Below are 13,779 nucleotides of genomic sequence, written 5' to 3' on the forward strand. Positions count from 1 at the left end.
CAGATTTCGACAGGCTCAACCACCGGCCCAGGCTCAACCACCAAAGTAGGAATCATGACCATCACCACGAACGAAGCGCTCACCGTCACGCTCGGCTCCACCGGAGTCACACCTGAGGACGTTGTCGCCGTCGCGCGCCACAACGCCCGGGTGACCATCGCACACGAAGCGCTGGACACGGTGGCTAAGGTCCGCGCGCACATCGACGAACTGGCGCACAGCGAGACCCCCGCCTACGGTATCTCCACCGGCTTCGGTGCGCTGGCAAACCGGCATATCCCCAGCGAGCTGCGCACCCAGCTGCAGAAATCGCTGATCCGCAGCCACGCCGCGGGCATGGGCCCGGCCGTGGAACCCGAGGTGGTCCGCGGCATCATGTTCCTGCGCGCCAAGACCCTCGCGTCCGGCCGAACCGGCGTCCGTCCGGTCGTCCTGCAGACCATGGTTGACGTGCTCAACGCCGGCATCACGCCGGTGGTCCGCGAGTTCGGCTCGCTCGGCTGCTCCGGCGACCTCGCCCCGCTGTCCCACTGCGCGCTGGTGCTGATGGGCGAGGGGGAAGCGGAAGGGCCCGACGGCGTGACGTACGGGGGGCGGGGTGAGGCGCCTGTCGCCGCGCTGCTCGCCGGTCACGGCATCGAGCCGGTCGTCCTCGCCGAGAAGGAAGGTCTGGCGCTGGTCAACGGCACCGAGGGCATGCTGGGCATGCTCCTGATGGCCATCGCAGACATCCGCCAGTTGCTCACGACGGCGGATATCACCGCCGCGCTCAGCGTGGAGGCGCTGCTCGGTACGGACCAGGTCTTCGTGCCGGAGTTGCATGCAGCGCTGCGTCCGCACCCCGGCCAGGCCGCAAGTGCAGACAACATGCTGCGAGTGCTCTCCAACTCCCCGATCGTGGCCTCGCACCGGGTGGGGGATTCCAAGGTCCAGGACGCCTACTCGCTGCGCTGCGCACCCCAGGTGGCAGGCGCCGCGCGCGATACCGTGGACTACGCCGCCCTTGTGGCTTCCCGTGAGCTTGCTGCGGCCATCGACAACCCGGTGGTCCTGCCCGACGGGCGCGTCAGTTCCAACGGCAACTTCCACGGCGCACCCGTGGCGTACGTACTGGACTTCCTGGCCATCGCCGTGGCGGACCTCAGCTCCATCGCCGAGCGCCGGACGGACCGGATGCTGGACCCGGCGCGTTCGCACGGGCTGCCGGCGTTCCTCGCCGCGGATCCGGGCGTGGATTCGGGACTGATGATCGCCCAGTACACGCAGGCTGGGCTGGTCTCGGACAACAAGCGACTGGCCGTCCCGGCGTCGGTGGATTCCATCCCCAGCTCCGCCATGCAGGAGGACCACGTGTCCATGGGCTGGCACGCGGCCCGGAAGCTGCGCAAGGCCGTGGAGAATCTCCGCCGTGTCCTGGCCATCGAACTGGTGACGAGCGCCCGCGCCATCGACATGCGGACGCAGCTGTCCGACGGCGAGCTCACTCCGGGCCCGGCAGGCACTGCCGTGATCGGGGTGCTGCGGTCCGTCGTCGAAGGCCCCGGAACCGACCGGTTCCTGTCGCCGGAGCTGGAGGCGGCTGACCGTCTGGTTGCCTCCGGAAAGGTCCGGGCAGCCGCAGAATCCGCCGTCGGAATTCTTTCCTGAGCGGGAATATTCTTCGGTCCTGCTACTAAATTCAACCAATGTCGAAATATGGTGCGACACGTACATTTCGGCGCCGGGACTGTAGTAGAAATGAAGGTGTAGTGAAAGTCACATCAAAGAGGCTGTGGCGCAGAACGTATACAAAGGGGTAGTAGTTCAAATGAAAGCACGCGGGGCTGTCCTGTCGAGGCGTAATAACCATTCGGCCACCATCTCGGAGTGGGGAACGCTCAAAGCTGGTGACCGGGTGGAAATCATTAAACACGCGCACGTCATTGCGGCGGGCGAAGTGGAAGAAATATCGCAGAGCGGGAACGTGCTATGGCTCGTGCCGGCCACCGCGTCGGAGAAGGAACTTTTCCTTAAGTCCGACGGTGTAGAGGTCCGCATGAGCTAGGAACGCGACATCAAAACGCACAAGAGTCCCTGCCTTCCGTTGCCGGAGGGCGGGGACTCTTGCGTAGATCGCGTTGGATCGCGGGAGGGACCGTAGCCCGGATTCGGGGCCGAATCAGCTCAGGCCGCAATGCTTTCGTATGTTTCGCCGAAGGGGACTGACTCGTCCAGGGCCACCGTGAATCGTCCCGGGCGCAGCCGCGTCACAAGGATGCCGCAGGCGGCGTCTTTAGCCGGCTCGATCAGCGTGGCGACAGCCTGATCCAGGCCTTCGTGCATCTCCTGCGCTGTGGAAAAATGCAGCTCGATGGACAGCGAAGCCGGGTCTTCGACGGCCGCGGCGGCGGCCAGGGGACGTTCCAAAAATGCTGTAGTCATGTGCCGAACTTTCTGTTTCTCGTGCCAAAGGGCTCCATCTACTGTACCGGACACAGGACCTGGGATGTCAGATGACTGCTGCTTCCTGGGCACAGACGCTAAAATCCGAAGTTTGTTCGCCTGGCCGCACCGTCAGGGCGGTATCCCGCGAACAAACTTCGGATCGAAGGTAACGCTCTGTTCAGCCCGCCGTGCCCGCTTTGACGGCCAGCACGGGACAATCAGCCTCGAGCAGGATCCGCTGCGAGGTGCTGCCCATAATCAGCTTGCCCACCGGGGTACGGCGGCGCAGGCCGATCACGATGAGCGCGGCGTTGTGCTCCTCCGCGGCGTCGAGTACCTCCGCCGCCGCGTCATGCCCACGGACCGGCTGCTTGATCACGTGGTCAATGCCCTGGGTGGCCAGCCGGTCCTCGATGCTCTGGATCTCAGGTTCCTGGGCGTACCTGTTGTCCACCAGGGCATCGCCCTTGGATGAGTTGATGACCAGCAGGGTGGTGTTGCTCTTCCGGGCCTCGGCGACGGCCTGGGTCAGGGCCGCTTCGCCCTCGGGGGTCGGGACGTATCCCACAACGATCGTCATGGCTGTACCTCTTTTTCTGTCAGGTGATCTTCTGCTGCTGGGCGGATGCGGGGCTGATGCGGGGCTGATGCCCAGGACTGGGCAGCCGTCCGGTTAGCCGTCCCCGTCGCCGCCAGTGGTGGCGCGGTGGCTGCCATGGCTGGTGCTGCCGCTGGCATTCGTCGGTTCGGATTCGCCGGAGCGAGTGGCGGGCACTCCTGCCTGCAGTACTGCCGGGCGGTTCCGACGCCACAGCTTGAGCAGCAGCGGAAAGGCGAGAATAATCGCCAGAATGACATAGATGCCGACGGCGATCGGCTCGCTCAAGAGACCGGCGGGGTCACCCGCGCTGAGCTGCAGGCTCTTGCGAAGCTGTCCTTCGATCCTCGGCCCCAGGATGACGCCCAGGATAAGCGGCAGCACGGGGAGTCCGAAACGCCGCATCATGAATCCCAACGCACCGAGCACCAGCAGGAGTATCAGATCGAAAGCCTGCAGGTTGACCGAATAGGCGCCCAGCGTGGCGAAGAACAGGATCCCGGCGTACAGGTACGGCCGCGGGAGCTGCAGGATTTTTGCCCACATCGGTGCCAGGGGCAAGTTGATGAGCAGGAGCAGGAAGTTGCCGATAAAGAGGCTCGCGATCAGCGCCCACACCAGCGGTCCCTCGTTGGCGAACAGGAGGGGTCCCGGCTGAATGCCGAACTGGACAAACGCTGCGAGCATCACGGCGGCAGTGGCATTGGTGGGCAGGCCCAGGGCCAGGAGGGGCGTCATGGTGCCGGCGGCGGCCGCGTTGTTGGCTGCTTCCGGTCCGGCAACTCCTTCGATGGCTCCCTTGCCGAACTCCTCGGGATGCTTACTTAGGCGCTTCTCCGTCACGTATGAGAGGAACGTGGGGATCTCGGCTCCACCGGCCGGAAGTGCGCCGAAAGGGAAACCGAATGCCGTTCCGCGGAGCCAGGGCTTCCATGACCGTTTCCAGTCCTGTTTTCCCATCCAGGGTCGGCCTACCGGGATGACGTGCAAAGGAGTGCGGCGCATATGAGCGGCAACCCACAGTGCTTCGCCCACCGCAAAGATGGCGACTGCCACCACCACGATGTCCAGGCCATCGGCGAGCAGGGGCTGGCCGAAGGTGAGGCGGCGCTGGCCGGTGACGGAATCCATGCCTACCAGGCCTATGGCCAGCCCAAGACCGAGCGAGGCAAAGCCCCGGAGCCGCGAAGATCCAAGGACGGCGGTCACTGCCAGGAGTGCAAGCACCATGATGGCGAAGTAGCTCGGCGAGCCCAGGCTGACTGCGAACTCAACCACGATCGGTGCGAAGACAGCCAGTAGTGCGGTGCCAATGGTGCCTGCCACGAAGGAGCCGATGGCTGCCGTCGCCAGGGCCTGGGCGGCCCTGCCGGCTTTAGCCATCTTGTTGCCTTCAATGGCGGTGACAACAGAAGACGATTCCCCTGGGGTGTTTAGGAGGATGGACGTGGTGGAGCCGCCGTACATTCCGCCGTAGTAGATGCCAGCGAACATAATGAAGGCGCTGGTGGGTTCCAGGACGTAGGTGACCGGGAGCAGCAGGGCAATGGTCATGGCCGGGCCAAGGCCCGGAAGCACGCCGACGGCGGAACCCAGGATCACGCCAATAACGGCGTAGAGGAGATTCATAGGGGTCAGGGCGGTGGCAAAGCCGTCCATGAGCGACGAGAAGACATCCATTAAAGAATTCCTTCCAGGAGACCGGCGGGCAGCGGGATGCCGAGGCCTAGGTAGAAGCCGTAAAAAGTCAGTACGGACACAGCCAGGGCAATGAGGCCATCGCGGACGTAATGCCGGCTCCCCAGGGCCCACGCGCTGCCCCAGAACAGGACGGTTCCCGAGATCACCCATCCCGCCCAGTCGATCAGCAGGATGTTGGCCACGAAGGCTGCCACCAGTGGCAGGACCGTCTTCCAGTCGGCGGGGTGCGAGAGATCCACGTCCTCACCGCCTTCGGCTTCTCCCTGTCCGCCCCGCAGCACGTTGACTGCCAGCAGGACGGCGCAGACCAGGAGCAGACCCGCGATGATGTAGGGCAGGGTCTTCGGTCCCACCGGATCGGACTGGGAATACGGGGTGACCAGTGCGATGGCGTCGACCAGGACGACGACGCCCGCCACTCCGAGCAGGAGGGCAACCCCCAGCTCGGAGCGGCCTTTTAGCCTGGACGCCGAAGTTGGGAAGGAGCTCACGCCAAGCCAAGCTTCGTGAGGACTTCCGCCACCCGCTTGTCCTGCTCGGTCAGGAAGGTTTCGAACTCGTCACCGGTGACGAAGGCATCAGTCCAGCTGTTTTTCTTAAGGGCTTCCTTCCAGGCGTTGGTGCCGTGCATCTTTTCGAGCGCAGCAATCAGCTTGGCTTTGTCGGCTTCGGTGATTCCCGGGGGAGCCACCATGCCGCGCCAGTTGCTGAACACCAGGTCGATGCCGGATTCCTTCAGCGTAGGTGCGTCGACGCCTTCGAGCCGCTCAGTGCCGCTGGTTGCCAGGACTCGGACATCGCCGGATTTGATCTGCTGGAGGTACTCTCCGGCGCCGGAGGCCGCGAAGCCCACCTTATTGCCAAGGATGGCCGGGAGTAGGTCTCCACCGCCGTCGTAGGAAACAAAGTTCACCTTGGTGGCGTCAATGCCGACGGCTCCCGCAAGCTGCATCGGCAGCAAGTGGTCCGGTCCACCGGGGGAGGAGCCGCCGCCGACGCTGATGGAACCGGGGTCAGCCTTCCATGCGCTGACCAGGTCATCGATGGATTTGTAGGGCGAGTTCTTACTGACCATGATCGCGCCGGGCTCTTCGATGAGCCGGGCCAGCGGGGTGGTGTCTGTCAGTTTGGACTCGGACTTGTTGGTGTAGCTCGCGCCCACCACTCCCAGGCCCATGAGCATGGCGAGGTCGCCGTTGCCCTTTTCGTTGACGATGCGGGCCAGGCCGACAGTTCCGCCTGCACCCGCCAGATTGAAGACCTCCGTGTTGGTGGCGACCTTCTCGTCGTCGAGAACCTTCGCTGCGACGCGGGCGGTAGTGTCGTAGCCGCCGCCCGGAGTGTTGGGCACCATGATCTGGAGCCCGGTCACGGGGCCTGCAGCGGCGCCGGAGCCGGAGCTGGCGCCGTCGGTGGAGCTCTTGCCGGTGGCACCGCAGCCGGTGGCCATCAGGGCGATGCCGGCGGCGACGGCGGCAATTCGCAATGCGCGGATCTGGCGCATGGTGTTCCTCTTCTCATCAAGACTGATCAGCTGGGCTGATTTGTAATTCCGATGCTAGGCCCGGCCGTGACCGGCATCACTCTTGTGTACGCAGAGAAAGTTAAGTTCATTGCGTTCACGTTTCCGGTATGCCACCGGGACTCTGCAGTGGGCATCGTTCAGGTAGCCTGACCACCAGAGACCCGCCAACAAGAGGACAGAATTACAGTGACTCGACGAAGAGGAATGTCCCTTGCGGGGCAGTACCTGGTCCTGCAGTTGCTGATAGTCCTCGCCGTCCTGGTTGCCGTAGTAGGCATTTCCCTGGCGCAATCGGCCGCAGCGTTCGAGCGGATCGAGGGCCGCCGGGCGCTGTCCGCAGCCGAAGCTTTGGGCAATAACCCCACGGTCCGCGAACTGCTCCCCGCTGCCGAGCCGCGGGCCGGCGCCGTCCTTCCGGCCGTGGCGGAGTCGGTCCGGACCGTTTCCGGCTCATCCCATGTGACCTTGGCCAAGCTGGACCGGACCATCGTGGCCGCCTCCGATCCCGAACTGCTGGGGACACTCCTGGAGCTTGGCGCCAGCCGAGTGCTGGAAGGCCGTTCGTGGACCGGCGTGGTGGACGGATCCGGCACCGAGGAACTCTCCGCCCATGTTCCGGTCCTGGATGACGCCGGGATCATGATCGGCATTGCATCCATCAGCCGGAACTACCCCTCCACGTTGGAGCGGCTGGGGGATGCCGTACCTAATCTCCTCACCTATCTCGGCGTGGCCAGCGTGCTGGGTGTTGCCGGCTCGCTGCTGCTCTCCCGCCGGGTGAAGCGGCAGACCCTGGGCATGGAACCGAGCGAAATTACGGGCCTGGTCGAAAACCGCGAGGCCATGCTGCATGGCCTGAAGGAAGGCGTGGTGGCGCTGGACCCGCACGAGCGCATCACCGTCGCCAACGACAGCGCCCGCGCGCTGCTCGGCCTTCCCGCTGATTGCTTAGGCCAGAGGCTGGCCAGCCTCGCCGTGGAGCCTGCGCTGAAGGAGGTCCTCACACACGAGCAGCCGGAGCCGGACCGGCTGGTGCTCGTCGGGGACAGGTTGGTGGTGCTGAACCGCGTGCCCATCCAGTCGCGCGGCCGGGACATCGGATCGGTCACCACGCTGCGCGATCGTACCGAACTGTCCTCGCTCGAGCAGGAACTCGGCGTAACCCAGACGGCCACCGACACACTCCGCGCCCAGGCCCACGAATTTGCCAACCAGCTGCACGTGATCTCCGGCCTGATCCAGATCGGTGAATACGAATCCGTAGTCCAGTTTGTCAACGGTGCCACGCTGGACAGGACCCGGCTCAACGATGAAGTCACCAGCCGCATCCAGGACCCGGCGCTCGCCGCACTCCTGATCGCCAAGTCGAGCCTCGCCACCGAACGCGGGGTCACCTTGCAGCTGGACCCTGAATCCGGGCTGAAGCGCGTTGATGAGGATCTGTCCCGCGACCTGACTACCGTCGTCGGGAACCTCGTGGACAACGCGTTCGACGCCGTCACCGGGCTTCCGGAGGCAACGGTCAGGGTGCTCGTGGAGGACACAGCCGACGGCGTGACGGTCACCGTCCGCGATTCCGGCCCCGGCGTCACCGGGGATCCGGGGGAGATCTTCCAGCAGGGTTTCACCACCAAGGACCCCGGCCCCGGCGGCAGCAGGGGCTTCGGCCTGGCGCTCTCCCGGGTGGTCTGCCGGCGCAGCAGCGGCGACCTCACGGTAACCAACAACAACGGGGCGGTCTTCACCGCCCGGCTGGAACGAACACGGAGAATGCAGCAATGATCAAAGTCCTGATCGTCGATGACGACTTTATGGTGGCCAAGGTCCACGCAGGGTTCATTCAGCGCACTCCCGGGTTCGCCGTCGTCGGGGTGGCCCATACCGGCGCCCAGGCGGTCATCGAAACGGGGCGGCTGCAACCGGACCTGGTGCTGCTCGATATCCACCTACCGGACATCAACGGCCTGGACCTTATGCACAAACTGCGCGAAGTGGCCCCGGAACTGGATGTCCTGGTGATCAGCGCCGCCCGTGAGGTGGACACGGTGCGCAAGGCCCTGCGCGGCGGGATTGTGCACTACCTCATCAAGCCCTTCTCGCAGACTGACCTGCAGGAACGGCTGGAGCACTACCGCAGCGCCTACCAGGGCCTCGACTCGGCCAAGGACGTAGCGGAGCAGTCGGACGTGAACCGGGTGTTCGGGCTGGACCGGACCGATCGGCCACTGCCGAAGGGCTGCAGCATTGAAACGCTGAAGCTGGTGGAAGCTGCCCTTAAGGACGCCGACGGCGATCTTTCCGCCGCCGAAGTGGCCGTCCAGCTGGGCACCTCCCGGGTCAGTGCGCGCCGGTATCTTGAGTACCTCCACGATGAAGGGGTGTTGGAGGTCCGGCTCAAGTACGGCGTGGGCAGGCCCGAACGGCGCTACGTGCTTAAGGCTTAGCTGTACCGGCAGCCAGCATCCCCAGCCGGGGACTTAGCGCAGCAGCGTGTTCACCAGCCGTGCGGCAACCCTGGCGGTGCGGCCGTCCACGTCGAATTCCGGGTTCAGTTCCGCCACGTCCAGGTGCAGGAGCTTGCCGCTTTCCGCCACCTGCCGGCAGACCGCGCTGATGATGGGCAGCGGCACGCCGTAGGCGGCGGGGGCGCTCACGCCGGGAGCCACCGACGCCGGCAGGACATCCAGATCGATGGTCAGGTACAACACGTCCACGCCTGCCAGGAAGTCCGCCACAAACGCCCGCACGCGCTCCGCCGTGCAGTCCTCATCCAGCAGGTACCGCACGCCCAGTCGATCCGCTGTGTTGAAGACTGACCGCGTGTTGTTCGGCTCGGATATCCCGACGACGGCGTAACTGAATTCGCGCCCCGCGGCGGCTTCCGCCCGGGCCATCTGGAGGAACGGCGTCCCGGAACTGGGGAGGGGCTCATCGCGGAGGTCGAAGTGGGCGTCCAGGTTCAGGATGCCCAGCCGCCGGCCGCCGCGCACTGCGTCTGATCCGGCCACGCCCAGGTAGCTGGCGAACGCGGTCTCATGCCCGCCGCCCAACACCACGGTGAGCTTGCCGGCGTCGAGCATGGCCGTGATCGCGTGCCCGGCGCGGGCCTGGCCGGCCTCCAGGTTGCCGTCCGAAACTTCGACGTCCCCGGCGTCGCACACGGTGCGGTCAAGGTGGAACGCGAGCGGGCCGAGCGCCGCCCGGATGGCTGCCGGCGCCAGCGCGGCGCCGGTCCGGCCCTTGTTGCGGCGCACACCCTCGTCGCTGGCAAACCCCAGGATCACGGCGGGGCGTGCAGCAGAATCGTGTTCAGGGCTGTCAGACGATTCAGCGCCGGGTGCGTAGGACGAAACCACCTGCCACCAGCGGCGGTGCTCAGCGCTGGCGCCGTCGAACCGTCCTGACCAGGGCTGCGGGGGCACGTCAATGCAGAGCTCAGGAGAAACCATGCTCCTAGCTCACCGCAGCCCGGGACCAAAAACCAGCAGCGCTGCCGTCGCAGTGTCCGGAATCCCGGACACTGTGGCTAGGGCATGCCCAGTGCGGCCTCGATCGGTCCCACGGCGAAGAAGACCAGGAAGGCGGCAGCCACGGCCCACATCAGCGGGTGGATGTCCTTGACCCGGCCCTGGACGGTACGGATGATGACGAACGCAATGAACCCGGCACCAAGGCCGTTGGCGATCGAGTACGTAAACGGCATCAGCGTGAAGGTCAGGAAAGCAGGGATGGCGATGCCCCAGTCCTGCCAGTCGATCTTGCCCACCTGGGAGACCATCATGAAGCCCACCACCACCAGGGCCGGAGCCACGGCCTCGAACGGGACCAGGTTGATCAGCGGGGTGACGAACATGGCCACCAGCAACAGCAGGCCGGTGACGATGGAAGCAATGCCGGTGCGGGCACCTTCGGCGATTCCGGCGCCGGCCTCAACGTAGATCTGGTTCGAGGAGACGGACGCGCCGCCACCCACGATAGCGCCCAGCGCGTCCACCTGGAGCACACGGTCCACGTCGGGGATGTTGCCGTCCTTGTCCACCGTGCCCGCCTCGTTGGCCAGGCCCACCATGGTGCCCATGGCGTCGAAGAAGATGCTGAGCAGGATCACGAAGGCCAGCAGCGTGGCGGCCACAAAGCCCAGGTGTTCAAAAGCGCCGAACGGGTTGGCCTTGCCGATCAGCGACAGGTCCGGGGCGCTCCACCCCGTAAAGGACGGCGCCACCAGGGACCAGCCCTGCGGGTTGGCGGTGGTGCCGTCAAAGCTGGGACCGATGTGCAGGGTCATTTCCAGGATCACGGAAATGATGGTGGAGGCGATGATACCGATCAGGATGGCACCCCTGACCTTGCGGACCACGAGGGCGATGGTGAGGATCAGGCCGAAAATAAAGACGGCCGTGGGCCAGCCCAGCAGCTTGCCGTCGAAGCCCAGGCCCACGGGAACAGTGGTGCCGGCAGCGTCGGGGATCCGGCGGACAAAACCGGCATTCACCAACCCGATCAGGGCAATGAACAGTCCGATGCCCACCACGATGGCGGTCTTGAGCCCGTCCGGGACGGCCTTGAAGACGGCGGTCCGGAAGCCGGTGAGGACCAGGATCAGCATGGACACGCCGGACAGGACCACCAGGCCCATCATGTCCGGCCACGTCAGGCCGGGGTTAGTAGCGACCGTGACGGCAACAAACGCGTTCACGCCCAGCCCCGCGGCCAGCGCGAAGGGGTGCCTGCCCCAGGCGCCCATCAGGATTGTAAGGATGCCCGCCACAAACGCCGTCACGGCAGCCACTGCGGCAAAGCCCAGTGTGGTGCCGGTGGAATCCGGGCCGGAGAGGATCAGGGGGTTAAGTACCACGATGTAGCTCATGGCGAAGAATGTGGCAAAGCCTCCGCGGATCTCGCGGGAGAGGTTGGACCCCCGCTCGGAGATCTTGAAGTACCGGTCCAAGGCAGAGCCCTGCTTAAGCATTAGTCCTCCGGATGTGTTGTTGGGGATTACTCGATCCTAGAGGGCGGAAGCGCGCGCCTAGAATGTCTGTCAGGAACCTCACAAGGCCGAGCATATGTTGGAGACACCATGACTACTGACACATCGACAGACCAGCAGCTCCCCGCGGCGCACGTCGCCGACAGCCACGACCTGATCAGTGTGCAGGGTGCCCGGGAGAACAACCTCAAAGACATCAGCCTAGAGATCCCCAAGCGCCGCCTGACAGTATTCACCGGGGTGTCCGGCTCTGGCAAGAGCTCACTGGTGTTCGCGACGATCGCTGCCGAGTCCCAGCGGATGATCAACGAGACCTACAGCGCCTTTGTCCAGGGGTTCATGCCCAACCTGGCGCGGCCTGACGTGGACCACCTCGAAGGGCTGACCACGGCGATCATCGTTGACCAGGAGCGGATGGGCGCGAACCCCCGCTCCACGGTGGGAACTGCCACGGATGCCAACGCCATGCTCCGGATCCTCTTCAGCCGGCTGGGCACCCCGTATGTCGGGCCGCCCACGGCCTTCTCCTTCAATGTCCCGACGCGGAAGGCCAGCGGTGTGATGAGCACCGAGAAGGCCGGCGGCCGGGTGGAGAAGGCCGTGGTGCAGAACGTTGTGTATCTGGGCGGCATGTGTGCGCGCTGCGAGGGCATGGGCTCGGTCTCCGACTTTGACCTGACCGCTTTGTACGATGACACCAAGTCCCTCGCCGACGGTGCCCTGACCGTCCCCGGCTACAGCATGGACGGGTGGTACGGCCGGCTGTTCGAGGGCATGGGCCTGCCGATGGACAAGCCGATTGGCACGTTCACGAAGAAACAGCTCGAGACGATGCTGTATGCCGAGCCCACCAAGATCAAGGTTGAGGGCGTCAACCTCACGTTCGAGGGCATCATCCCCAAGATCCAGAAGTCCATGCTGTCCAAGGACGTCGAGGCGATGCAGCCACACGTGCGGCGCTTTGTGGAGAGCGCGATTACTTTCCAGGCCTGCCCCGAGTGCGAAGGCACGCGGCTCAGCCCCGAGGCCAGGTCGTCGAGGATACAGGGCAAAAACATCGCCGAGCTTTGCGGGATGCAGATCAGCGACCTGGCCGAGTGGGTCCGCGAGTTCGACGAGCCGTCGGTTGCGCCGCTCCTCAAGGGTCTGCGGCACCTGCTGGATTCCTTCGCCGAGATCGGGCTGGGCTACCTCTCGCTGGACCGCCCCGCAGGCACCCTCTCCGGCGGCGAGGCGCAGCGGACCAAGATGATCCGGCATCTGGGCTCGTCCCTCACCGACGTCACCTACGTCTTCGACGAACCCACCATCGGCCTGCACCCGCATGACATCGAACGGATGAACCAGCTGCTGCTGCAGCTCCGGGATAAGGGCAACACCGTCCTCGTGGTTGAACATAAGCCCGAGACCATCGCCATCGCCGACCACGTGGTCGATCTCGGCCCCGGCGCCGGGACCGCGGGTGGCAGCGTCTGCTTCGAGGGCAGCGTGGAGGGGCTGCGGCGGAGCGACACCATCACCGGCCGCCACCTCGATGACCGTGCGAGGGTCCGGGGATCAGTGCGTACCTCGACCGGCGTCCTGGAGGTGCGTGGCGCCTCCACCCACAACCTCCAGGACGTGGACGTCGACGTTCCGCTCGGTGTGCTCTGCGTGGTGACCGGTGTGGCCGGTTCGGGCAAGAGCTCGCTGATCCATGGTTCGGTGGCAGGACGCGAAGGCGTGGTGGTGGTCGACCAGGGCGCCATCAAGGGCTCGCGCCGCAGCAACCCCGCCACGTACACCGGCCTGCTCGAGCCGATCCGCAAGGCTTTCGCGAAGGCCAACAACGTGAAGCCGGCCCTGTTCAGCTCCAACTCCGAAGGTGCCTGCCCCAACTGCAACGGCGCAGGCGTTATCTTCACCGAACTGGGCGTGATGGCCACTGTCGAGTCCACGTGCGAGGACTGCGAGGGCCGGCGTTTCCAGGCGTCAGTGCTGGAATACACGCTGGGTGGCCGCAACATCTCTGAGGTGCTGTCCATGTCGGTGACAGAGGCTGAGGTCTTCTTCAGCGAAGGGGAGGCCCGCACGCCCGCGGCCCACAAGATCCTGCACCGGCTCGTCGACGTCGGACTCGGCTACCTGACGCTCGGCCAGCCGCTCACCACGTTGTCCGGGGGCGAGCGGCAGCGCGTCAAGCTGGCCACGCAGATGGCCGAGAAGGGCGACGTCTACGTCCTGGACGAACCGACCACCGGCCTCCACCTCGCCGACGTCGAAAACCTTCTCGGCCTCCTTGACCGCCTCGTCGAGTCCGGCAAATCAGTGATCGTGATCGAGCACCACCAGGCAGTCATGGCGCACGCGGACTGGATCATCGACCTCGGCCCGGGAGCAGGGCACGACGGCGGCAAGGTCGTTTTCGAGGGGACTCCCGCCGATCTTGTGGCCGCCAAGTCCACGCTCACCGGCGAGCACCTCGCGGCGTACGTCGCTGGCTGAACGCCGGTGCCCGGGAAGTTCGCCTAGGCTGGAAGGACGCCAACCCAAGGGAGCAGTACA

General features: G+C 65.3%; 12 protein-coding genes. 5 read left to right on the forward strand and 7 right to left on the reverse strand.

The features are described from left to right. Window positions 1-54: 54 nt before the first annotated feature. Both hutH and ACQCS0_RS02970 read left to right on the forward strand, forming a co-directional pair. Entirely contained in the window at window positions 55-1,647 is a 1,593-nt protein-coding gene (gene hutH, locus ACQCS0_RS02965; RefSeq protein ID WP_354155382.1) for a histidine ammonia-lyase, read from the forward strand. Window positions 1,648-1,807: 160 nt separating this feature from the next. Beyond that, window positions 1,808-2,044 carry a hypothetical protein gene (locus ACQCS0_RS02970; RefSeq protein ID WP_354155381.1) on the forward strand — a complete coding sequence of 79 codons (237 nt, stop codon included), beginning with the start codon at window positions 1,808-1,810 and terminating at the stop codon, window positions 2,042-2,044. A gap of 119 nt (window positions 2,045-2,163) precedes the next feature. Here the strand turns inward: ACQCS0_RS02970 and ACQCS0_RS02975 are convergent, their stop codons facing one another. From ACQCS0_RS02975 to ACQCS0_RS02995, 5 genes are all read right to left on the reverse strand, one after another. After that, window positions 2,164-2,421 carry a hypothetical protein gene (locus tag ACQCS0_RS02975; protein ID WP_354155380.1) on the reverse strand — a complete coding sequence of 86 codons (258 nt, stop codon included), beginning with the start codon at window positions 2,419-2,421 and terminating at the stop codon, window positions 2,164-2,166. Window positions 2,422-2,602: 181 nt separating this feature from the next. Continuing rightward, complete coding sequence (locus ACQCS0_RS02980; protein ID WP_354155379.1) at window positions 2,603-3,004, reverse strand: universal stress protein; 402 nt, start codon at window positions 3,002-3,004, stop codon at window positions 2,603-2,605. A gap of 93 nt (window positions 3,005-3,097) precedes the next feature. Then, window positions 3,098-4,702, reverse strand: a complete 1,605-nt coding sequence (locus ACQCS0_RS02985; RefSeq protein WP_354155378.1) for a tripartite tricarboxylate transporter permease — start codon at window positions 4,700-4,702, stop codon at window positions 3,098-3,100. Then, a complete protein-coding gene (locus tag ACQCS0_RS02990; protein ID WP_282329679.1) occupies window positions 4,702-5,214 on the reverse strand; it encodes a tripartite tricarboxylate transporter TctB family protein in 513 nt (170 codons plus the stop codon). Before ACQCS0_RS02990 ends, ACQCS0_RS02985 begins: the two co-directional genes overlap by 1 nt. Continuing rightward, a complete protein-coding gene (locus ACQCS0_RS02995) occupies window positions 5,211-6,227 on the reverse strand; it encodes a tripartite tricarboxylate transporter substrate-binding protein (protein ID WP_354155377.1) in 1,017 nt (338 codons plus the stop codon). Before ACQCS0_RS02995 ends, ACQCS0_RS02990 begins: the two co-directional genes overlap by 4 nt. Before the next feature lie 225 nt (window positions 6,228-6,452). On the opposite strand from ACQCS0_RS02995, the gene ACQCS0_RS03000 reads away from it, so the two are divergent. Further along, window positions 6,453-8,030, forward strand: a complete 1,578-nt coding sequence (locus ACQCS0_RS03000) for a sensor histidine kinase (protein ID WP_354155376.1) — start codon at window positions 6,453-6,455, stop codon at window positions 8,028-8,030. Further along, entirely contained in the window at window positions 8,027-8,692 is a 666-nt protein-coding gene (locus tag ACQCS0_RS03005) for a response regulator (RefSeq protein WP_354224264.1), read from the forward strand. Before ACQCS0_RS03000 ends, ACQCS0_RS03005 begins: the two co-directional genes overlap by 4 nt. A 33-nt stretch (window positions 8,693-8,725) precedes the next feature. On the opposite strand, the gene hutG is transcribed toward ACQCS0_RS03005, so the two are convergent. After that, complete coding sequence (gene hutG, locus ACQCS0_RS03010) at window positions 8,726-9,697, reverse strand: formimidoylglutamase (protein WP_354155374.1); 972 nt, start codon at window positions 9,695-9,697, stop codon at window positions 8,726-8,728. A gap of 77 nt (window positions 9,698-9,774) precedes the next feature. Next, window positions 9,775-11,217 (reverse strand): NCS2 family permease, encoded by a 1,443-nt coding sequence (locus ACQCS0_RS03015; RefSeq protein WP_354155373.1) that lies wholly within the window; start codon window positions 11,215-11,217, stop codon window positions 9,775-9,777. Window positions 11,218-11,325: 108 nt separating this feature from the next. Here ACQCS0_RS03015 and ACQCS0_RS03020 point away from each other — a divergent pair, with 108 nt between their 5' ends. After that, complete coding sequence (locus tag ACQCS0_RS03020; RefSeq protein WP_354155372.1) at window positions 11,326-13,719, forward strand: excinuclease ABC subunit UvrA; 2,394 nt, start codon at window positions 11,326-11,328, stop codon at window positions 13,717-13,719. The last annotated feature ends 60 nt before the right edge of the window (window positions 13,720-13,779 follow it).

The organism is Pseudarthrobacter sp. S6 (genome assembly GCF_050156575.1).
In the GTDB taxonomy this organism is placed as follows: domain Bacteria; phylum Actinomycetota; class Actinomycetes; order Actinomycetales; family Micrococcaceae; genus Arthrobacter.

What these genes read in the sequence shown, in the direction of transcription:
- hutH (WP_354155382.1), top strand. Translation starts at nt 55, where the DNA reads ATGACCATCACCACGAACGAAGCGCTCACCGTCACGCTCGGCTCCACC.
- ACQCS0_RS02970 (WP_354155381.1), top strand. Translation starts at nt 1,808, where the DNA reads ATGAAAGCACGCGGGGCTGTCCTGTCGAGGCGTAATAACCATTCGGCC.
- ACQCS0_RS02975 (WP_354155380.1), bottom strand. Translation starts at nt 2,421, where the DNA reads ATGACTACAGCATTTTTGGAACGTCCCCTGGCCGCCGCCGCGGCCGTC.
- ACQCS0_RS02980 (WP_354155379.1), bottom strand. Translation starts at nt 3,004, where the DNA reads ATGACGATCGTTGTGGGATACGTCCCGACCCCCGAGGGCGAAGCGGCC.
- ACQCS0_RS02985 (WP_354155378.1), bottom strand. Translation starts at nt 4,702, where the DNA reads ATGGATGTCTTCTCGTCGCTCATGGACGGCTTTGCCACCGCCCTGACC.
- ACQCS0_RS02995 (WP_354155377.1), bottom strand. Translation starts at nt 6,227, where the DNA reads ATGCGCCAGATCCGCGCATTGCGAATTGCCGCCGTCGCCGCCGGCATC.
- ACQCS0_RS03000 (WP_354155376.1), top strand. Translation starts at nt 6,453, where the DNA reads ATGTCCCTTGCGGGGCAGTACCTGGTCCTGCAGTTGCTGATAGTCCTC.
- ACQCS0_RS03005 (WP_354224264.1), top strand. Translation starts at nt 8,027, where the DNA reads ATGATCAAAGTCCTGATCGTCGATGACGACTTTATGGTGGCCAAGGTC.
- hutG (WP_354155374.1), bottom strand. Translation starts at nt 9,697, where the DNA reads ATGGTTTCTCCTGAGCTCTGCATTGACGTGCCCCCGCAGCCCTGGTCA.
- ACQCS0_RS03015 (WP_354155373.1), bottom strand. Translation starts at nt 11,217, where the DNA reads ATGCTTAAGCAGGGCTCTGCCTTGGACCGGTACTTCAAGATCTCCGAG.
- ACQCS0_RS03020 (WP_354155372.1), top strand. Translation starts at nt 11,326, where the DNA reads ATGACTACTGACACATCGACAGACCAGCAGCTCCCCGCGGCGCACGTC.